The 20,157-nt window shown below is 28.2% G+C and carries 21 protein-coding genes, 1 pseudogene and 1 riboswitch; of the genes and pseudogenes, 19 read left to right on the top strand and 3 right to left on the bottom strand.

From position 1 onward, the window contains the following. On the top strand, positions 1-475 hold a 475-nt coding region (locus BLS77_RS13460; protein ID WP_139164843.1), incomplete at its 5' end, for an IS3 family transposase. Positions 476-578: 103 nt separating this feature from the next. Here BLS77_RS13460 and BLS77_RS13465 read toward each other — a convergent pair. After that, positions 579-1,307 (bottom strand): Fic family protein, encoded by a 729-nt coding sequence (locus tag BLS77_RS13465; protein WP_089970859.1) that lies wholly within the window; start codon positions 1,305-1,307, stop codon positions 579-581. Between the two features lie 503 nt (positions 1,308-1,810). Here BLS77_RS13465 and BLS77_RS19940 point away from each other — a divergent pair. From BLS77_RS19940 to BLS77_RS13490, 5 genes and pseudogenes are all read left to right on the top strand, one after another. Next, on the top strand, positions 1,811-2,053 hold the full coding sequence (locus BLS77_RS19940) for an IS3 family transposase (RefSeq protein WP_423231037.1): 243 nt from the start codon (positions 1,811-1,813) through the stop codon (positions 2,051-2,053). Positions 2,054-2,318: 265 nt separating this feature from the next. Then, positions 2,319-2,429: pseudogene (locus BLS77_RS13475) on the top strand (Dabb family protein); the annotation flags it as partial. An 89-nt stretch (positions 2,430-2,518) separates the two neighbouring features. Continuing rightward, entirely contained in the window at positions 2,519-3,154 is a 636-nt protein-coding gene (locus tag BLS77_RS13480) for a hypothetical protein (RefSeq protein WP_089970868.1), read from the top strand. Between the two features lie 12 nt (positions 3,155-3,166). Then, complete coding sequence (locus tag BLS77_RS13485; RefSeq protein ID WP_089970871.1) at positions 3,167-3,721, top strand: hemerythrin domain-containing protein; 555 nt, start codon at positions 3,167-3,169, stop codon at positions 3,719-3,721. A gap of 56 nt (positions 3,722-3,777) precedes the next feature. After that, positions 3,778-3,960 carry a DUF1858 domain-containing protein gene (locus BLS77_RS13490; protein WP_089970874.1) on the top strand — a complete coding sequence of 61 codons (183 nt, stop codon included), beginning with the start codon at positions 3,778-3,780 and terminating at the stop codon, positions 3,958-3,960. A 138-nt stretch (positions 3,961-4,098) separates the two neighbouring features. Here the strand turns inward: BLS77_RS13490 and BLS77_RS13495 are convergent, their stop codons facing one another. Beyond that, complete coding sequence (locus BLS77_RS13495; protein WP_089970877.1) at positions 4,099-4,851, bottom strand: acyl-[acyl-carrier-protein] thioesterase; 753 nt, start codon at positions 4,849-4,851, stop codon at positions 4,099-4,101. 601 nt (positions 4,852-5,452) lie between these two features. Between BLS77_RS13495 and BLS77_RS19945 the strand changes: the two genes are divergently transcribed. The 10 genes from BLS77_RS19945 (at position 5,453) to BLS77_RS13540 (ending at position 13,812) form a co-directional block, all read left to right on the top strand. Continuing rightward, positions 5,453-5,608 (top strand): hypothetical protein, encoded by a 156-nt coding sequence (locus BLS77_RS19945; protein WP_175490862.1) that lies wholly within the window; start codon positions 5,453-5,455, stop codon positions 5,606-5,608. Further along, positions 5,601-5,957, top strand: coding sequence for a hypothetical protein (locus BLS77_RS13500; protein ID WP_089970880.1), 357 nt, complete (start codon positions 5,601-5,603; stop codon positions 5,955-5,957). Before BLS77_RS19945 ends, BLS77_RS13500 begins: the two co-directional genes overlap by 8 nt. After that, positions 5,930-6,694: a conserved phage C-terminal domain-containing protein gene (locus BLS77_RS13505; protein ID WP_089970883.1), complete on the top strand. Its 765-nt coding sequence runs from the start codon at positions 5,930-5,932 to the stop codon at positions 6,692-6,694. Before BLS77_RS13500 ends, BLS77_RS13505 begins: the two co-directional genes overlap by 28 nt. Before the next feature lie 224 nt (positions 6,695-6,918). Further along, positions 6,919-7,869 carry an MraY family glycosyltransferase gene (locus BLS77_RS13510; RefSeq protein ID WP_089970885.1) on the top strand — a complete coding sequence of 317 codons (951 nt, stop codon included), beginning with the start codon at positions 6,919-6,921 and terminating at the stop codon, positions 7,867-7,869. 165 nt (positions 7,870-8,034) lie between these two features. Beyond that, positions 8,035-9,228, top strand: a complete 1,194-nt coding sequence (locus BLS77_RS13515) for a S41 family peptidase (RefSeq protein WP_089970887.1) — start codon at positions 8,035-8,037, stop codon at positions 9,226-9,228. A gap of 165 nt (positions 9,229-9,393) precedes the next feature. Then, the gene (locus BLS77_RS13520; RefSeq protein ID WP_089970900.1) at positions 9,394-10,068 is read left to right on the top strand and encodes a response regulator transcription factor; all 675 of its coding nucleotides are present in this window, start codon (positions 9,394-9,396) and stop codon (positions 10,066-10,068) included. Next, entirely contained in the window at positions 10,053-11,162 is a 1,110-nt protein-coding gene (locus BLS77_RS13525) for a sensor histidine kinase (RefSeq protein ID WP_089970902.1), read from the top strand. Before BLS77_RS13520 ends, BLS77_RS13525 begins: the two co-directional genes overlap by 16 nt. Positions 11,163-11,268: 106 nt before the next feature. Next, positions 11,269-12,678 (top strand): ABC transporter permease, encoded by a 1,410-nt coding sequence (locus tag BLS77_RS13530; protein WP_089970905.1) that lies wholly within the window; start codon positions 11,269-11,271, stop codon positions 12,676-12,678. A 6-nt stretch (positions 12,679-12,684) separates the two neighbouring features. Then, positions 12,685-13,353, top strand: coding sequence for an ABC transporter ATP-binding protein (locus BLS77_RS13535; protein ID WP_089970907.1), 669 nt, complete (start codon positions 12,685-12,687; stop codon positions 13,351-13,353). Positions 13,354-13,437: 84 nt separating this feature from the next. Next, positions 13,438-13,812, top strand: a complete 375-nt coding sequence (locus tag BLS77_RS13540; RefSeq protein ID WP_089970911.1) for a hypothetical protein — start codon at positions 13,438-13,440, stop codon at positions 13,810-13,812. Between the two features lie 116 nt (positions 13,813-13,928). Here the strand turns inward: BLS77_RS13540 and BLS77_RS13545 are convergent, their stop codons facing one another. Beyond that, positions 13,929-14,579 carry a hypothetical protein gene (locus tag BLS77_RS13545; protein ID WP_139164844.1) on the bottom strand — a complete coding sequence of 217 codons (651 nt, stop codon included), beginning with the start codon at positions 14,577-14,579 and terminating at the stop codon, positions 13,929-13,931. 137 nt (positions 14,580-14,716) lie between these two features. Beyond that, positions 14,717-14,852: riboswitch (SAM riboswitch) on the top strand. Between the two features lie 194 nt (positions 14,853-15,046). Between BLS77_RS13545 and metF the strand changes: the two genes are divergently transcribed. From metF to metH, 3 genes are all read left to right on the top strand, one after another. After that, positions 15,047-15,934 (top strand): methylenetetrahydrofolate reductase [NAD(P)H], encoded by an 888-nt coding sequence (gene metF / locus BLS77_RS13550; protein WP_089970917.1) that lies wholly within the window; start codon positions 15,047-15,049, stop codon positions 15,932-15,934. A gap of 61 nt (positions 15,935-15,995) precedes the next feature. Further along, positions 15,996-16,445, top strand: coding sequence for an S-ribosylhomocysteine lyase (locus tag BLS77_RS13555; protein WP_089970919.1), 450 nt, complete (start codon positions 15,996-15,998; stop codon positions 16,443-16,445). A gap of 52 nt (positions 16,446-16,497) precedes the next feature. Continuing rightward, positions 16,498-20,145 carry a methionine synthase gene (gene metH / locus BLS77_RS13560; RefSeq protein WP_089970922.1) on the top strand — a complete coding sequence of 1,216 codons (3,648 nt, stop codon included), beginning with the start codon at positions 16,498-16,500 and terminating at the stop codon, positions 20,143-20,145. Positions 20,146-20,157 lie beyond the last annotated feature (12 nt).

Here is a 20,157-nt window from a genome sequence, read left to right on the forward strand (position 1 = left end):
GGTTGTATCTTATGTATTAAGTAATAGAAATGATAATAAGCTTGTATTTGATACATATGATCTTGCAATCGAAAAGAATCCAAATGCAATACCATTATTTCATAGCGATAGAGGGTTTCAATACACAAGCAAAGCGTTCCAAACGAAGTTACAGGAACAAGGCATAGAACAATCCATGTCTAGAGTTGGGTGCTGCATTGATAATGCACCGACCGAAGGATTTTGGGGCATTATCAAATCAGAGATGTATTATATATCTGATTTTTGCAATGAAGAAGAATTACGTAAGGCAATCGATGAATATATAGATTATTACAACAACTATAGATATCAAGAAAGATATGGTACTCTAGCACCTATTGAAGTAAGAAATGCTGCATTAAGAAATGATAATCCAATTCAATATCCTATTCCTAAAAATAAACGAATACAAGCTTATAAAGCAATGTTAGAATCAAAGAAACAAAGTGCATAAAAAATGCGACCAATAATATGGTCGCATCAACTTATACATTTTTAATTATTTAACCTGTCTACTTGACAGAGGTCAGTTCATAATTTGCAACACCTTTGTTTGATTAAAACATATCTTTATTTAGTTTTATAAAATCATCTTGTTTTTTTAGGTAAGTTACTAATGGATCTACATTGTCATTTGTAGATTCGGCCAATGATTTTTTATATTCATCTGAGCTATCACCATTCATATATTGCAATGGTAGTTTGTTATCTAATAATTGTTTTAAGAATATAAAGCGTCCAATTCGTCCATTACCATCTTGGAAGGGGTGAATTACTTCAAATTCTAAATGGAATTTTGCTATATCATAGAGTGTTGGAAATTCTAAATCATTGAAACTACTTATTAAAGAATTTAACTTATCTTCAACTTCCCATGGGTTTGCAGTATTAAAGTTAGCTCCTAAAATTTTATTAGAATATTTTTTAAAAACACCTGATAGGCCTAGGTCATATAACCTAGTTCTATACATTAAACTTCCATGCCACTCTTTAATAATTTCTAAAGTAAGTTTATTATCTAAATTATCAACAATTAAATCAAATGTATAAAAGGAGTTAACACTTTCCTGTACATCATCTAAGCTATGAGTACCGGTGACTATATTTTTTTCAATTAACATTTGTAATGCCTCAGTAGTAAATGTACTACCTTCAATTTTATTGGAATTATAAATAAAATCATATTTAAGTATTTGATTTAGTGAATTGTTGATTCCTTTTGTCTCATTTAATATTTGTAAAAATTTATTGTAATCATAGTCTTGATTTATATTTTGTAAATTCATTTTCTCCCCCTAAAGGTATCAATATATATTAATAGTATATTACTTAATATTATATCTAATTTAAATATATTAAACAATAACAATAGGGTGTGTATTTATATCAAACTAGGTTGTTAGCTAGCAATTTCGTGTTAGGCAAGCCTCTTTTGCAGTACCTCCAAAGGAAATAGGCTTTTTTTTCTCTAACTATTATTTTCATCATATTCTTTTATAACGTTATCACATTTCGTGATAACGTAGCAAACCATTGCTCAGACAAGTTTTGCAGGATTAATACCTGCAGTGAAGGAACTATTTTCAGGTATAAGTATTGTTTAAAATAGTGAAGTAAAGGAACTGCAATAGAGCTATAAAATGGTACCTATAGAATGGACAGTTAGAAAAAAAGTGCAAAACATTTATTTAACTGACTCTATTTTATAGGGTCTTTTTTTATTGTAAAATCAGATCAAGGTTGCTATTATACTAGCGTTAAATTTCAAGAGATTATATCAAAGCAAGAAATTAGACAATCGATGTCTCGAAGAGGTAATTGCTTGGATAATGCCCCGCAAGAGTCCTTCTTCGGACATATGGAAGATGAGATTCACCTTGGAAAATGCAACACATTTAATCTACTAAAACAAGAAATTGATAATTATATTGGTTATTACAATAACGATAGATATCAATGGAATTTGGCCAAGCTATCACCAAATAAATACTACGAATATCTAGAAACCGGTGAATATCCGATTAAAATCTAGCTAAACTAATTTTATATATTAATATAATTTAAAACACTGGTAAATACCTATAAACGGTATAATACCAGTGCTTTCTTGTCATACATCTTCCATAAAAAATATTCCAATTCATTTTTAGGCATTTTTTTCTAACTGTCCTTGACATAGAGACCACTTTATTAGAGGCTTTATTGCATTTTTTTGTAACAAGAAAATGAATTTATGGAACAAAAAAGAAATATCTATACTGGAATGTTATTTTAAATAATGTTCATGTTCTGAATTTGAAAGTATGGAAGAACTAAATATATATATAAATCATCCAAAACATGTGAAAGTAGCTGAGTTTATTAAAAAGTCTGTAGAAGAAAGAGTATCAGTAGATTATAAATTTTAATTAAATGTGACAAATGTTACCGAATAAAACTATAGATTAATGTTAAACTAATGTTAGAAAATAAATATGAGATATAGGAGGACGAAAAAATGAGTTTATATTTAGGAAAAATTCATTACTGGTTATTTAATAAAATAGTTTGGTTTGAAGGTTTAGAAGAAGAAATAATAGATTTAGCAAAAAATGAAGGTTTAGACATAGAAAGCCTATCAAAAGATATAAATAATAAATATGGAGAAAAGTTACCAAAGCTTCCACTTGAGGAAATGATTGATACATCAAATATTCATGGATGGCTTCAAGAAAAAATACATTCAGCAGAAGGAAGACTTGCAACATGGACAGGTAAACTTTTAGAAAAAGAAAATTCAAAGGAAAAATTAGAAGATTTATATATAAGACAAGGTATAAAAGCTGCTAAAGAGGTAAAAGAAGAGGGAAAATCATTAAATACAGCTATTGATATATTTAATTCAGTAAATGATTATATTTTAGATGGGATGCCTTGTGATAGAGTAAATGAAGTTATATCACAAGATGAAGAAAAAGTTATTTGGAAAAGAAGAATTTGCGTTCACAAAGATATTTGGGAATCTGCAAATGGAGATGTAAATTATTTTTATGATTTAAGAAACTTATGGATAAAATCTTTTGTTACAGAAGTGAATAATGAATTTAAATATACTAAAGATGAAAATAATGGGATGCAAATAGGAAGAGTATAGGAGAATATGAATATGAATGCAGTAGAATTAATGATAGAAGAACATAAAAATATTAAACAAATGTTAAAGGTTGTTAGAAAAGCTTGTTTTGGTATTTTAGAAGGAGGAGAAGTGAATTACGAAGATTTTTATAAGGTAATATATTTTATAAAAAACTATGCAGATTCACATCATCATAAAAAAGAAGAAACAATGTTATTTAATAGAATGGTAGATGAAATAGGAGCAACAGCAGAAAAAGTAGTTAAATACGGAATGCTTGTAGAACATGATCTCGGAAGATTGTATATGATAAATTTACAAGCTGCATTAGAATCTTTTAAAGAAGGAAATAATGAAGCTAAGCTAGATGTAATTGCAAATGCAGTTTCTTATACTAATCTTTTAGAGAGGCACATTCATAAAGAAGACAATGTAGTATATAAATTTGCAGAAAGACAATTAAAGAAGGAAACTATAGATGAACTTAACGAGGAATGTGCAAAATTTGAAAGTGAAAATACTAATATAAAAGATGAGAATTTAGCTATATTAGAAGAATTAAAACTAAAGTATGATATTAAATAAATTAGAGAGTAAAAAATTATTAAATTTAATAAATATTAAAAGGATAGGTGATTTTTATGATAACTAAAGACATGACTATAGGAGAAGTAATAAGAGCAAAGGATAATGCTCCAGAAATATTAATGGGCTTTGGAATGGGATGTGTTGGATGTCCATCAGCTCAAGCAGAAACAATAGAAGACGCTGCAACAGTACATGGATTAAACTTAGAAAGTTTATTAGAAGCTTTAAATAAGTAATTTCTAGTATATTAAAAAAGGAATTAGATAAAAAATAAGAATTAGATAATAGATAGAAAGCATGTAAAAACCTTAGTATTGAGTGATTTTTGAAATTAACTCTTTGCTAAGGTTTTTATGCTTTTTGAGAATAGATAATTAACTATTCTTTTTCCATTTTAATTGTAACTTTGTAAGAAGCTTTTTCTCATTACCTATAATAGTATGAAGAGTAATAAGTTCATCAGTTTCATTTTTAATTACTTCAGTAGAAACATTAATAGTATCTCCATCAGATGTTTCTTTCTTAAATAGTACCTTAATATTAATTAGGGTATATTCTTTTGAGATAGAACGTGGCAGTGTATCTATTGACATTTCCATATATTTCACATTATTAACATGATTATTTGAATCAATGTCACTATATCTAATAGGATAGTCTTTAGAATAGTCTATTTTCTCTATATCAGGTATATCATCTAAAGGAATAGGTTTTTTTACATCACCTTTAATTCCGTATATTTCATATTGATCAGGAGATATTTTGGCAGGACGCCTTTTATCAAGGTCAATTAAGATAGCTATAGAAAAAGCTTCACCTATAATTTTATCTTCTGAATTTCTAATAGTATAGCCTCTATAACCATAAAACTTCTTACCCCCTAATACTTCAGTATCCACACTTATTGTTTCTCTAAAATTAGGATATTCATATATATGTATATCATATTTTAAAAGAATCCAAACACAATTATTATTTACGAAACCTTGGTCTGTTTCACCTAAAGAATCAGATTGTGAGATAACAACATCCCATAAGTAATTTACTAAAGATGAGAATTTGCATTTTAGGTTAGAATCAACATCATAAGTATTTATTTTATATTCCTTTTTAAATTTATCATTCAAGTATATAGCCCCCCTTTTATATAGTCTTAACGTACTATTCATTATGGAATCTTTAAACTGTACTTTTAAATTATACCATAATTATAGGCATTATATACACTAGAGATAAATTGAAAAACGCACTTATCAGTGAGGAGTATAGCAAGAATCGGTTGCATTATATGAGAACTTTAACAGCAAACTTCAAGAACTAAAGTTTAATGATAAATTACATATGTGTAATTTATCAAAGGTGAGCGTGAAACACGCCTCCCTTTATTTTTAACAAGGTTGACTCACTGAGTCAATAATTAAGTTGGACCCCTCAGTGGATTTCCACTTTCATTTAAAATAAAAAAGAAGGACTGGCATAGAAATTTTGATTTGGAATTAGTGAATACCTGTTCCAAAAATTCACATAGGGGTGGTCCATAAATACATATAGCCTGTTCAATAAATAGATATAAGGTATTCCATAAATAGGTATAGGGTGTTCCATGAACGTTAAAGTAAGTAATACAAGCTAATAATACAATTTAATAATACAAGTTAAGATAGATTAGATATATTGTCTTGCAGACAAAAAAAGGTAAATTTAAAAGTAAATAAAATATATTAGAAAATGATATTAGAGATTAAGAAAAGAAACGATAAGTGGGAAAATCAACAAATAAAAATAAATTTAAAAATATTTTCAAAAAGTTATGTTACTGCATATATTAAAAGTAAGGGGAACAAATATAAAAATAAAAAAGGGTGGAGTGGTTTTTATGGATAGAGCATTTAAGGGAGTTTGGATACCAGCTAAGGTTTGGTTAGATAAAGAGCTAACACTTACAGAAAAAGTGTTTTTAGTTGAGATATCATCATTAGATGGAATAAATGGATGTTATGCAGGAAATACTCATTTTATGATATTCAGTGGGTTAAGCAAGGGTAGATGCTCTGGGGTAATTAAAGCTTTAAAGACTAAGGGATACATAAATATAAAAATGATTTATAAGAATGACAATAAAACAGTAGAACGAAGAATTATAAAAGTTAAGGGCGATAAATTTGAGGGAAAAGCAAATGTTGAAAACATGGAAAACATGGAAATATGGAAAATATGGAAAACATGGAAATAGGACAAGTTCCTTTAATAAATGAAATTTATGAAGAAAATAAAAGCTTAAATATAAATTTACAGGATATTAAAATAAATACAAAGGAAATTTCAGTAGATGTTATTGAACATAATGAAACAAATGATAGTTATAAAGATGTACAGCAGCATAAGCAAAATAGTTTTAATAATGAGGAAACTAGGGCAAGCAATGATAATAGGAATAATTGTAGTGAAAAGCCCTTGTATCATTATGTAATTGAGTATTTAAATATTCTGTGTGGAACAAATTATAAGGTGACAACAGTTAAGAATGAAAAGCTAATAAATGCAAGGATTAAGGAAGGTTATGGCTTGGAAGATTTCCAAAATATAATTAGTGCAAAGGCTAATGAGTGGTTAGACAGTGATATGGAAAAGTATTTGAGGCCAGAAACCTTATTTGGGACAAAGTTTGAAGGGTATGTAAATGAATTTAATATGAATATGAAATCTTGCGTAATTAATAACAACTTGGAATCTAAAGCTGGTAATTTTAATGGATATAGAGATAATTCAAGTTCTAATTTATATAAAAATAATAATGATGGGAAAGGGGGACAAGCATATGGAGGGAAATTTAAAGATGCTAGAAATAATAGAACGAATCAGGTAAATGGAGATGAAGAAAAAGCAAGCAGATGGAGCCAAGGAAGCAACACAAGTAACAGATCACTTACAGCAGAGGAAAGAGAATGGGCAGAGCGAGAACTTTTCTAAACCTTGTAAATTATGTGATGATACTAGTTGGATTGAGGTATTAGGCAATGTAACATTAAAGTAATATTTTTATAATTGATATAAATGTGGAATAATAGTATAATAAAAAAGAGAGTATCTTTTTATGACGAAATTATTTTATAACATAATACGGCACAAAATAGACTAGTATATTAAATAGTTATTATTTAATAGATGCCTAAAAGCTAAGGAGTCGAATTTATATGGAAAATATATTGGCATTTATACTGGCATTTTTAATAGTATATCTAGTAACTCCAATACTAATGAAATTATCTATAAAATATAATTTTACAGATAAGCCAACAGAAAGAAAAAAGCATAGGGGCGAAATACCACTTTGTGGTGGAATTGCTATGTATATTGGTTTTTTTGCAATTTATTTGTTTGTAAATCAAGGAAATATAACTGAAAAATTAGGTGTGTTTATTGGTGGATCATTAATATTATTAATTGGATTAATTGATGATTATTACAAGTCTAATGGAAAAGAATTTCCTATATATCCAAGATTAATAATACAGCTTTTAGCAGCTTTTATAGTTTTTAAATGCGGAATAGTTTTTATAGGATTTACAAATCCTTTTACAGGAATATATATAGAATTAAGTATGCTTTTACAATTTACACTTACAATAACATGGATTTTTGGTGTAACTACAGTAATAAATTGGTCAGATGGTATGGATGGATTAGCGGGTGGGTTATCATTTATATCAGCCATGACATTTGCGGGTGCAGCATTAATATTAAACCAAGGAGATTCAGCAATTATATCACTAATATTAGCAGGAGTAATAGTTGGGTTTTTAGTGTATAACAGATATCCAGCAAGGATATTTATGGGAGATTCAGGAGCTAATTTATTAGGTTTTATATTAAGTATAATAGCTTTAGATGGTGCTTTTAAACAAGCCACAGTATTGAGCTTATTTATACCAATATTAGCACTGGCAGTACCTATATTTGATAATTTGTTTGTTATAGTTAAAAGATTTTTAGAAGGAAAACCAGTATATCAAGCAGATAGAAGTCAAATACATTACAGGTTACAAGAAAAAGGGTTTAGTCAAAGACAAGTAGTAACATACATAAATATTATCAGTTTAACTTTTAGTGCCATATCTATAATATTATTACTTATAAAGAAATAATATTATAGTGGCTTTATTTGAAGAATCTTAAAGCAATTCTATTTATATAGAGTTGTTTTTTTTATTTTACTATGCCTTATCAATTTTCGAAAAAATAATTAGTTAACAGGGTAGAGTATATTATATATTTTGAATCTGTGGATGAATTTAGGAAGGAGTATTAATATGTGGATAGATAAGTGGAATGAGGATATTGAATTTTTAAAGGAGACCCTAATAAGTAAACATAAAAACTTATTTTTTAATATAACTAGAGAAAGTTTTGAGAATAATATAAAAGAGCTTAAGGGCAGGATAGAAAAGCTAGATTATAATGATATGAAAGTTGAAATAAGTAGAGTTATTGCTAGTATAGGAGATGCACATACAGCTGTTAAGTTACCGATGAATTATTTGCTGCCACTAGAATTTTATTGGTTTAAGGAAGGGATATATGTAATTAAAACTTTAGGTGAATATAAGGAATTAGAATATTCCAAGGTTATTGAAATTAATAATGTACCTATAAATGAAGTTCTAGAGGAATTAACAGAAATTATATCTCACGAAAATAAATCATACTTAAAAGCAAATATAGTTAAATATCTTCAGGCTGTTGAACTTTTGTATGGATTAATGATTATTGATGATATAGAAAATTGCAGTATGAAGTTTGAAGGATTAAATGGTGAAATTAAAACTAGAAATATAAATTCGGTAGATATAAATAAGTATAATGAGTTACTTCTACTAGATAGTGAGAATAAAGAACAATGTAATATCAATAAGAACGATAAAGAGCTATTTAATAAAATACCTTTGTATAGAAAGAATAATCATAAAAATTATTGGTTTGAGTATTTAGAGGAGAAACAGATATTATATTTTAAATATAATTCATGTAGAGATGTTTTAGAAGAGTCAATAGAGGATTTTACTAAAAATATTATTAAGTTTATGGAAGAAAATAATGTTAATAAGTTAGTAGTAGATTTAAGAAATAATACAGGTGGAGATTCAAGATTACTAGAACCATTTATAAAATATGTCCAAGAAAATGATAAAATAAATAAGTTTGGGAAATTATTTATAGTTATAGGAAGAGATACGTTTTCATCAGCACTTTTAAATACATTTTCATTTAAAAATAATACAAATGCAACTTTAATAGGAGAGCCTACTGGAGGAAAGCCTAACTGTTATGGGGAAATAGAAAAGTTTAATTTGCCAAACAGTAAATTTTTAATAACATATTCTACAGAATATTATAATTTAATAGAAGATGATAATAGTGATTCTTTATTGCCAGATATAAATGTAGAAGTAGGTATTTATGATTTTATTAATGGTAAAGATCCAGTTTTAGAATATTTGAAATAGATCGCATTTAAAGAAGCAATAACATTAGTTTATGCAAATAAGGCATTTCCAAATAAATAACAAGAATACTGACTTGTTATTTATCTGGAAATGCCTAAGTAGGTTAACATTAGATTAACATTGATTATATTATAATTAATCGAAATAGATTTAAAGAGGTGAAGTATGAGAATACTTATTATAGAAGATGATAAAGAATTAGCAAATGTAGTAAAAAGAGGTCTTGAAGAGTTTGGGTTTTCATCAGACATTGCAAATACAGGACAAGATGGCGAAGAAAAAATATTTGTTAATGAATATGATTCTATTTTATTAGATTTAAATTTACCTGATAAAGATGGACTTGAAGTTTTAAAAAGTATAAGAGAAACGGGAATAACAACACCAGTAATAATTGTTACTGCTAGAAATGAGGTAAAGGAAAGAGCTATGGGGTTAGATTTAGGTTCAGATGATTATATAGTAAAACCTTTTGATTTAATAGAGTTAAGAGCAAGAATAAATGCAGTTGTAAGAAGACTTTATGGAAGAGTAAATTCAGAAATAAAAATAGGCGAATTATTAATAAATCCGAAAACTAGAGTAGTTAGTTATAAGTTAAAAGAAGTAAAATTATCAGCTAAAGAATTTGATATATTAGAGTATATTGCAAATAATCATCCTAATGTAGTATCTAGTGAAAGTATAACAGAACATGTATATGATGAGTTTTTTGACCAGTTTTCATCAGTACTTAGGGTACATATAGCTAATTTAAGAAAGAAGTTAAAAATTGGAGCAGAAAAAGATATTTTAATAACCTTAAAAGGGAAAGGATATAGAATATGGGAAAAAGATTAAATTATAAAGGAAAGCTAAACATACTATTAATTACTTATGCCTTTTTTATTACTATGATAGTACTAATATTAGGATTTATTTTAATTAATAAAATAGATAAACCTATATCTAATATAAATAGTTATTTTATTTCATATAGTCAGGCTGAGATTAGTACTGCCATAACGCAGGGATCTGTTTCAACTAAAATAGCAGAGTTACCAGCTAAGGTCATTACAAATAGTGATATGCAGAGAACTTATAATAAAGAAATAATTTCTAATGGTATGGTGGTAATGTTAGTAGTATTTGCAATTGTCATGGTGATATCTATATTAATATCAAAATTTATAAGTAGAAAAGTAATATATCCTATAGAGAAAATAGCATGTTCTTTGCCAGATATAATTAATGGGAATATAGATGAAAATATATTTGAAGGAGAGCTTAGTGGAGTAGGAAGTGCTTTAGCTAAGTCATCACAAAAAATAAAAATGTTATTAAAAGAAGCAAATAGTATTAACTCCTACATAAGTCATGAGCAAAAGAATACCTTAGCAATATTAAGAGCCAAAATACAACTAGGAGAACGTGATGAATTAATAGGACTAATTGATAAAATGAGCTGTAGTTTAGATGATATCTTAGCATTAAATGCAACAGAGGATATAAAATATGATGAAGAAGTAGATTTAGGACTTGTTTGTGCTGAAGCTGTTGATATATATAGTAAAGTTTATAATAATATAGAACTTAAAATAGATGAAGAGGAAATACCTACTATAAAAAGTAGAGAGATTTGGATATATAGAGCTGTATGTAATCTTATAGAAAATGCAATAAAGTATGGTGATAATAGTAAAATCATAGTTAAGGCATATAACAAAAATGGAAGTGCTATAATTTGTGTTGAGGATGGTGGAAAAGGCATAGATAAAGAAATTATTGATAAGATATTCAACTTTGAATATAGAGGTGGAAATTTAAAGAAAGATGGATATGGGATAGGTCTTAGCCTTGTGTATCAAATAACTAACCTCAGCGAGGGTATTACATTTGTAGATAGTGAAAGTGGGAAAGGTGCAAAATTTTATATGGCATTTAAGGCATTATAAACTATGCAATCAGTAAAAGGTTTCGAGAAGACTAAGCCATTAACAATAGATTAACATAGCTTTTGATATTATAAATATATAAAGTATGAATTGGAGGATGGTTATAATGTATATTTTTAAAAATGCCATGAAAAATATTTATAGAAACAAAGGTAGGAATATTTTAATAGGAATAATAATACTAGGAATAATAGTTTCAACTGTAGTTGCTTTTAGCATTAATACAACAACAGATGAAATTATAAAAGATTATAAAAATAGGTTTGGAAGTGAAGTGACATTAGCTCCAGATATGGATAAGTTAATGAACCAAAGCGAAGATAAAAGTGGAATGATGGCTGCTGGGCCTATAGAAGCTATAAAGACTAAGCAGTATTTTGATTTTGCAGAATCTGAATATTTGAAAGAAAGTATTTTTACATCTGAATTTGGAGCTGTATCAAAAACACTAAAGGCAATTGATGAAGATGAGGATGCTGGAAATGGTTTGATGATAAGTAAAGCAATTGGACCAGATGGTAAAGCAATTGAGTCAGCTATGCCAAATTTTAAAATTATAGGTAATTCAACCTTAGAATCACTAGAGGAATTTAAAAGTGGTAAAAGAAAAATAATAGATGGTGAAATGTATAAAGAAAAAGATGAATGTATTGTAAGCCAAGAATTTGCTGAGTTAAATAATATTAAGGTTGGAGATTTTATAGAAGTTAACAAAGCTACGGATGAAAATGGTGATGCATATAAACTAAAGGTAACAGGTATATATTTTGATTCTACAAATGAATATAGCATGCCTTTTAAACAAGCGGCTATGAATAAGAGAAATGAAATATTAATTAATTTAGAAACAGCACAGGGAATATCAGGTGATGAAGAATTATACATTCAAGCTAAGTATTACTTAAAGAATCCTGATATGATTAAGAATTTTGAAGAAGAAGTAAGAGCTAAGGGATTACCTGATATGTATAATGTAACTACTGACGAAGAAAGTTATAATAAAATAGTTGGGCCAGTAGAGGGGCTAGGATCTATAACATTAATGTTTGTATTAGTAGTATTAGGGTTAGGATCAGTAATATTAATATTACTAAATACATTATCAATAAGAGAAAGAAAGTATGAAATTGGTGTATTACGTGCTATAGGAATGAAAAAAGGTAAGGTAGCAATAGGATTAATATCAGAGTCATTAATAATAACAGCAATATGTTTAGTAATTGGAATAGGAGCTGGTAGCGTATTATCACAACCGGTATCAAATTCACTATTGCAAAAGCAAATTGAGGCACAAAAGACAGATAAGGTGCCAAGTCAAGGGTTTAGAATGGCTATATCAAATTCAACTGGTTCGGCAAGTGAGGATACAATATCTGAAATTGATGTAACTTTAAATGGAAAAGCAATACTAGAGGTAACAGGAGTTGCACTATTAATAGCTTTAGTAAGTAGTGTTGTAGGCGTAAGTTATATTACAAAATATGAACCAAGAAAAATACTTACAGAGAGGGGATAGAAAATTATGGCAGTATTAAGTGTGAAAAATGTTTCATATTCATATGAAGGTGCAAAGACGCCAGTTTTTAATAATATAAGCGTAGATTTTGAGAGAGGAAAAATTTATGCAATAATAGGAAAATCTGGTGCAGGAAAAACTAGCTTATTATCATTAATAGCTGGATTAGATAATTGCAAATCTGGTGATATATTATATAATGATAAGTCGTTAAATAATATAGATAAAGATATTTATAGATCAAAGAATATTGGGGTTATATTTCAAGGATATAATCTTTTTACTAATACATCAGCCCTTGAAAATATATTGTTGTCAATGGATATTAGTAACGTAAAAGTTCCTGATAAAAAGCTATATGCATTTGAGTTACTAAGCAAGGTTGGAATAGATCATCAAACTGCATTAAGAAAGGTTTTGAAATTATCAGGAGGGGAACAACAAAGGGTTGCAATTGCAAGATCACTTGCTCATAACCCAGATATAATAATATCAGATGAGCCAACAGGTAATTTAGATAATGAAACTGAAGATGAGATACTAAAAATATTAGAAGAGTTAGCACATAAAGAGAATAAATGCGTAATTATAGTAACTCATTCTAAAAAGGTTTCTTATTTTTCAGACGAGATATGGGGGCTTACTAAAGGAAAACTTATCTTTATAAAGGAGTAGAATTAATTAGATTAAGTCAGGCGTTTATTAATAAAATAAAGATTTGTATTGACTAGATTTTAATAACATAAATAGGAGGATATTATGAAATTACAAGAAAGAAATAAGGTTTCAAAGGCTACCCAAATATTAAATACAATGGCAATAGTTATGGTTATATTTGCAATATTTAATATATATACATCACATATGTATATATCAAGCTTAATTAAACAGGGATTTGATCCTATTAAGCAAATAACAGAAGTTATTAATTATTATTTAAACTCTGTAACGCAATATGTATTTTATGGAATATGCTTAGCTGCATTAAGTTACATTATTAAAAAGGTTATTTATTTAGAGGATGTTGAGAGTATAAATAAATTAGATAAAGACTATTTAGAGAAAGCATCAGTAGTAGTAGAAGAGGAATATGATGAAATAGATATGATTTTAAAAGAATTAGATGTAGAATAAAAATATATTATAATGAATTGTAAACCGGGAATTTGCCAAATTAAATAATATTGAGGTTGGAGCTATAACTAAAAAAGGAAAGTTTACAAAGTAAACTTTCCTTTTTTAGTTATATTTTAAGAATTCATTAATTCACTAGTTATATCTTTATTATCTGTATCAAATATTTTAACAGTAGGAGTTTGGTTATCTACTGCATCAAATTCAACTAATTGCATAAATGGAGTACTAGCTTCAAATTCTAATTTTTCTATTTTGCCATTGTAAGTAACTTCAGCGTATTTAGCCTTTGTTGCTGTTAAATCACCATAAAGAATAACTCTATCTTGGCTCTTATCTTCATATCTATGTGTAACTGTTGAAACAGCCTTTCCATTTGGGATAAACTTTAAATCAGTATCTAAATAAAATCTAGATTTTAAGAATTTTGCTGGATTACCTTTAACTAAACCAAGCTGATTATTTTGTTTATAAAGGACATAAGGAGCATCTCCTGCAAAAATTGAACTTATAGCCTCAGATTCTTCAAGCTTTAGTTCTTTTTGTATGAGATTAGTAGAATCTTTAAGGTTTGGCTCTGCAGCTACTGTCTTATTCATGAAATTCCCCATATAAATAACAATTATAGCTGATAATAAAGCAATCATGTTTAATAAAGCTGTACCTTTTCTTTTACTAATTTTTTCAGAAGCATCTTTATTAATTTTATCTAATTCTAATTTTTTAACTTCTTTTAATTCTTTATTTCTAATTTTTTTACTCCCCATAGAACCTATCACCCTTTCCTCTTTTAAAATATGTACAAGTATATTATATCAGTAATTAATGGATTTTTTAAGAGTATTTAGAATATTTAATTTACAATTTTGAGAAATGGGTATATAATTATAAAAAAGAATAAATTTACTTATCAAGAGTGGTGGAGGGACTGGCCCTGTGAAACCCAGCAACCAATGTTTTAAATTATTAATTTTAAATTACTAGTTTAAAAATGTGTGGTGCTAAATCCTGCAGTTTTATTAAAAACTGATAGATAAGGGTATTTTATAGTGGCTTACTAAGTCTATAGGAATATCCTATAGGCTTTTTTTGATTTTAGAAGATAAGAGATTTAATAGCGAAGCTAAGTAGGATAAGGTATCTACAAAAAATTAACTAGCTAATAAAAAGTACCTTGACTTGATATTTTTTAAAAATGACTTAGGCAAATTTAAATTATAGGGGGGCAAAATTTATGAATATTAGAGAATTATTTGAAGAAAAGAATTTGGTGTTTTCATTTGAAATATTTCCACCAAAGGTATCATCATCAGTAGAAACTATTTACAATACACTAGAGGAGTTAAAAGATTTAACTCCAGATTATATAAGCGTAACCTATGGGGCTGGGGGAAGCTTAACTGAAAATAGAACATGTGAATTATCATCACTAGTTAAAAGTAAGTATGGAATAGAATCATTAGCACATTTAACTTGTATAAATTCAACTAAGGAGGAAATAGATTTTCTCCTTAGGGATTTAAAAAATGCTGGAATAGAAAATATTTTAGCCTTAAGAGGAGATATGACAAGTCATAAATTATCCAAAGGGGAATTTAACTATGCCTCGGAGCTTGTTAATCATATAAAAAGAAGAGGAGATTTTAATATAGTTGGAGCTTGTTATCCAGAAGGTCATATAGATTGTAAGGATTTAGATAGAGATATATTAAACCTAAAATTAAAGGAAGAAGCAGGTGCATCTCACTTTATATCTCAACTGTTTTTTGATAATAATTATTTTTATGATTTTTTAGAAAAAAAAGAAAAATATAATATTAAATCACCAATTCAAGCAGGGATTATGCCTGTTATAAATAAGAAACAAGTAGAAAGAATAACATCACTTTGCGGAACTAACATTCCAAAGAAGTTTCTTAAAATAATGGATAGATATGAACATAATAAAGAAGCATTAAGAGATGCAGGAATTGCTTATGCAACAGAACAAATGGTGGATTTAATTTCAAGTGGTGTGGATGGAATACATTTATACACAATGAATAATCCATATGTAGCGAAAAGAATTAATGGAAGCATTTCATCTATAATAAATTCTGTTAACAATGGAAATGCAATTTAAAAAGGCATGTTCAAATAAATATAAAACAGTAGTAAAAGAAAAATGTAGGAGGTAAAAGAAAATGGATAAAGTAGAAAGTTTTGAGTTAGATCATAGAAATGTTAAGGCTCCTTATATAAGAAAGTGTTGTGTTTTAGATGGAGAAAAAGGTGATATGGTTTGTAAATTTGATATTAGATTTTTGCAACCAAATAAAGAAGCTTTTGGAACAGCAGCAATGCATGGACTTGAGCATTTGTTAGCTCATGAATTAAGAAATGAGTTAGATGGAATAATAGATTTATCACCAATGGGATGTAGAACAGGATTTTATTTAAGCCTTTGGGGAAATAGAGAACCAAGTGAAATTAAAGAAGCACTAGAAAAATCATTAAAGGTAGTTTTACAAGCAAAGGAAATTCCAGCAGCTAATGAAATTCAATGTGGAAATTACAAGGATTTATCATTATTTGGAGCAAAGGAATATGCAAAAGAAGTGCTAGAAAGAGGTTTTAGCTTAGATATTTATTAAAATGGAAAATATTACACCCCAGGGGTGTAAATTGTAAATTGGGGGCATAAATATGAAATATGAAATAGAGAAGCATTTAAAAAATAGAATTCTTGTATTAGATGGGGCTATGGGAACTAGTATACAAGATTATAAACTTGGAGAGAAAGTATTTAGAGGAGATTGCGCGTGTACATGCAATCAGCAAGGAAATAATGATTTATTAAATCTTACTTCACCGGAGATAATAATGGATATTCATAAAAAATATCTTGAAGCAGGTGCAGATATTATTGAAACAAACACTTTTAACTCAACTAGAATATCACAATCTGATTACAATTTAGAAAATAAAGTTTATGAATTAAATTATTGTGGCGCTAAAATAGCAAGGGCGGCTGCTGATATTTATACAAAGAAAGATCCATCTAAGCCTAGATTTGTAGCAGGATCCATAGGTCCAACTAATAAAACAGCTTCAATGTCTCCAGATATTAATAATCCAGGGTTTAGAGGTATTAGTTTTGATGAATTAGTAATAGCTTTTGAAGAACAAGCTACTGGTCTTATAGATGGTGGTGTTGATTTATTGTTAATAGAAACAATATTTGATTCATTAAATGGAAGAGCTGCAATTATAGCTGTTAATAATGTTCTAAATAGAAAATATTTAGATTTGCCTATTATGATTTCAGGTACAGTTGATAAAAGTGGTAGGATTTTATCAGGTCAAACATTAGAAGCTTTTGCAGGATCTCTAAAAAATGAAAGAATATTAAGTATTGGTCTTAATTGTTCTTTTGGGGCAAAGGATTTAATACCTTTAATTAAAGAACTTTCTAAATCGCAAGGAGTTTATATAAGTTTATATCCAAATGCAGGACTACCAAATTCATTAGGTGAGTATGATGAGTCGCCAAAGGAAACAGCTAGTTTTATAAAAGAACTTGCAAAAGAGGGGCATATAAATATTGTAGGTGGATGTTGCGGAACTACTTATGAACATATAAAAGCTATAAGTGAAGTAGTAAGTAAATTTAAACCAAGATTAATTCCAAATATTGAAAAAGAAAGTGTTTTTTGTGGACTTGAAGCTTCAAAAATAAATAAAAATAGTAACTTTGTTAATATAGGAGAAAGAACAAATGTAGCAGGTTCAGCTAAATTTGCAAGGCTTATAAGAGAAAAGAAATATGATGAAGCATTATCTATAGCACTTCATCAAGTTGAAAATGGAGCTCAGATAATTGATATAAATTTTGATGATGGACTTTTAGATGCAGGTTATGAAATGGAAAAATTTTTAAAGCTACTAGCTAGTGAACCAAATATTGCAAAGGTTCCTATAATGATTGATTCTTCTAAGTTTGAGGTTTTAGAAATAGGTTTAAAATCTATTCAAGGAAAAAATATTGTAAACTCCATTTCTTTAAAATGCGGTGAGGAAGAATTTATAAAACAAGCAACAATTATAAAAGAGTATGGCGCAGCTGTTGTAGTTATGGCTTTTGATGAAAAAGGTCAGGCAGATACCTTTGAGAAGAAAATTGCTATATGTGAAAGAGTTTATAATATTTTAGTTAATAAAGTTAAGTTTCCAGCTGAGGATATTATTTTTGATCCTAATATTTTAGCTATTGCAACTGGCATTGAAGACCATAATAATTACGCAGTAGATTTTATAAATGCAACTAGATGGATAAAAAAGAATTTACCTTATGCAAAAATTAGTGGAGGAGTAAGTAATTTATCATTCTCATTTAGAGGGAATAATTTAATAAGAGAAGCTATGCACTCAGCATTTTTATATCATGCTATTGAAGCTGGAATGGACATGGGAATAGTTAACCCAGCTATGATTCAAATCTATGATGATATTGATAAAGAGCTACTTGAAAAAGTAGAAGCTGTAATATTTAATAAAAGTGAAAATGCAGGAGAAGATCTTATAAACTTCGCAGAAAACTTTAAAAAAAACAATAATAATATCAAAGAAGTAAACAAGCTGATTTGGAGAGATGGGAGCGTAGAAGATAGGCTTAAACATGCGTTAGTTAAAGGGATAAGTGATTTTGTTGAGGATGATGTACTACATGCAAGAGTAAATTATCCGCGTACATTAGATGTAATTGAAGGTCCTTTAATGGATGGAATGAATACTGTTGGGGAGCTTTTTGGAGAAGGAAAAATGTTTCTTCCTCAAGTTGTTAAAAGTGCAAGGGTAATGAAAAAAGCTGTTAGCATACTTATGCCTTTTATTGAAGATGAAAAAAGTGAAGGGGAAAAAAGTAGTGCAGGGAAAGTAGTTTTCGCTACAGTAAAAGGTGATGTTCACGATATAGGAAAAAATATAGTATCTGTAGTGCTTGGTTGCAATAATTTTGAAGTTATAGATTTAGGAGTAATGGTTACTTGTGAAACTATACTCGAAACTGCTAAAAGAGAAAATGCAGATATCATAGCATTAAGTGGACTTATAACTCCATCACTAGAGGAAATGACTTATGTTGCTAGTGAAATGGAACGTCTAAATTTTGATATTCCACTTATGATTGGTGGAGCTACAACTTCAAAAATTCATACAGCACTAAAAATAGCTCCTAAATATTCAAATGGAGTAATTTATTCTAGTGATGCTTCAAAAGCTGTAGAAGTTGCTAAAAAGTTAGCCAATAAAGATACAAGACGTGAGTTTATAAAAAATACCTATGAGGAATATAATAATGTAAGAGAAAATTATATGAACTTAAATAGAAAGTTTGTTTCTTTAGAAGAAGCTAGAAATAATAAATGTTGTATTGATTTTAATAAAAGTGAAATTACAAAGCCAAACAAACTTGGAGCTCAAAAGGTAGTTAGTTATAAAATATGTGATGTAAGAAAATATATAGATTGGACATTCTTTTTCATGGGATGGGGACTTAAAGGCGCTTACCCTGGAATATTAGAAGATAGTAAATATGGAGAAGAGGCTAGAAAATTATTTAATGATGCTAATAAAATGTTAGATTATCTTGATAGCGAGAATCTAATAGAAGGTAGAGCTGCATTTGGAGTTTTTGAAGCTAACTCTGTAGGTGATGATATAGAAGTTTATAACCCAGAAAATAATCAAGTGTTAACTACTTTTAATATGCTAAGACAACAAGAAGTTAATAAAAATAATGAGTATAAATGTCTTTCTGATTATATTGCACCAAAAGAAAGTAAAATAAAAGATTATATTGGTGGGTTTATAACTACATTTGGAATAGGCACAGCGGAATATAGTGAAAAGCTTAAAAAAGAAGAAGATGACTATTCGTCAATTATGGTAAAGTTGCTTTCTGATAGATTAGCAGAAGCATTAGCGGAAAAAATACATTTAATAGGTAGGAAAGATTTATGGGGTTATGTAGCAGATGAAGATTTAACACTAAAAGAATTATTAAAAGATAAATTTATAGGAATTAGACCAGCCTTTGGATATCCTTGCTTAAGAGATCATAGTGAAAAAGAAAAACTGTTTGATGTAATAAATAAAGATGAAAAAGTAGGGGTAACTCTAACAGATAGTTATATGATGGAACCAGTTGCAAGTGTATGCGGATTATACTTTGCGTCAGAAGAAGCAAAATATTTTGATGTTAAAAGAATAAATGAAGAGCAGTTATTAGATTATGCAAATAGAGATAATAAAGATATTGATAAGTTAAAAGCTAATTTAAATATTGTAGATTAAGGCATAGTAAAA

It is taken from the genome of Clostridium gasigenes (assembly GCF_900104115.1).
In the GTDB taxonomy this organism is placed as follows: domain Bacteria; phylum Bacillota; class Clostridia; order Clostridiales; family Clostridiaceae; genus Clostridium; species Clostridium gasigenes.

What these genes read in the sequence shown, in the direction of transcription:
- BLS77_RS13465 (WP_089970859.1), bottom strand. Translation starts at nt 1,307, where the DNA reads ATGAATTTACAAAATATAAATCAAGACTATGATTACAATAAATTTTTA.
- BLS77_RS13480 (WP_089970868.1), top strand. Translation starts at nt 2,519, where the DNA reads ATGAGTTTATATTTAGGAAAAATTCATTACTGGTTATTTAATAAAATA.
- BLS77_RS13485 (WP_089970871.1), top strand. Translation starts at nt 3,167, where the DNA reads ATGAATGCAGTAGAATTAATGATAGAAGAACATAAAAATATTAAACAA.
- BLS77_RS13490 (WP_089970874.1), top strand. Translation starts at nt 3,778, where the DNA reads ATGATAACTAAAGACATGACTATAGGAGAAGTAATAAGAGCAAAGGAT.
- BLS77_RS19945 (WP_175490862.1), top strand. Translation starts at nt 5,453, where the DNA reads ATGATATTAGAGATTAAGAAAAGAAACGATAAGTGGGAAAATCAACAA.
- BLS77_RS13500 (WP_089970880.1), top strand. Translation starts at nt 5,601, where the DNA reads ATGGATAGAGCATTTAAGGGAGTTTGGATACCAGCTAAGGTTTGGTTA.
- BLS77_RS13505 (WP_089970883.1), top strand. Translation starts at nt 5,930, where the DNA reads ATGGAAAATATGGAAAACATGGAAATAGGACAAGTTCCTTTAATAAAT.
- BLS77_RS13510 (WP_089970885.1), top strand. Translation starts at nt 6,919, where the DNA reads ATGGAAAATATATTGGCATTTATACTGGCATTTTTAATAGTATATCTA.
- BLS77_RS13515 (WP_089970887.1), top strand. Translation starts at nt 8,035, where the DNA reads ATGTGGATAGATAAGTGGAATGAGGATATTGAATTTTTAAAGGAGACC.
- BLS77_RS13520 (WP_089970900.1), top strand. Translation starts at nt 9,394, where the DNA reads ATGAGAATACTTATTATAGAAGATGATAAAGAATTAGCAAATGTAGTA.
- BLS77_RS13525 (WP_089970902.1), top strand. Translation starts at nt 10,053, where the DNA reads ATGGGAAAAAGATTAAATTATAAAGGAAAGCTAAACATACTATTAATT.
- BLS77_RS13530 (WP_089970905.1), top strand. Translation starts at nt 11,269, where the DNA reads ATGTATATTTTTAAAAATGCCATGAAAAATATTTATAGAAACAAAGGT.
- BLS77_RS13535 (WP_089970907.1), top strand. Translation starts at nt 12,685, where the DNA reads ATGGCAGTATTAAGTGTGAAAAATGTTTCATATTCATATGAAGGTGCA.
- BLS77_RS13540 (WP_089970911.1), top strand. Translation starts at nt 13,438, where the DNA reads ATGAAATTACAAGAAAGAAATAAGGTTTCAAAGGCTACCCAAATATTA.
- BLS77_RS13545 (WP_139164844.1), bottom strand. Translation starts at nt 14,579, where the DNA reads ATGGGGAGTAAAAAAATTAGAAATAAAGAATTAAAAGAAGTTAAAAAA.
- metF (WP_089970917.1), top strand. Translation starts at nt 15,047, where the DNA reads ATGAATATTAGAGAATTATTTGAAGAAAAGAATTTGGTGTTTTCATTT.
- BLS77_RS13555 (WP_089970919.1), top strand. Translation starts at nt 15,996, where the DNA reads ATGGATAAAGTAGAAAGTTTTGAGTTAGATCATAGAAATGTTAAGGCT.
- metH (WP_089970922.1), top strand. Translation starts at nt 16,498, where the DNA reads ATGAAATATGAAATAGAGAAGCATTTAAAAAATAGAATTCTTGTATTA.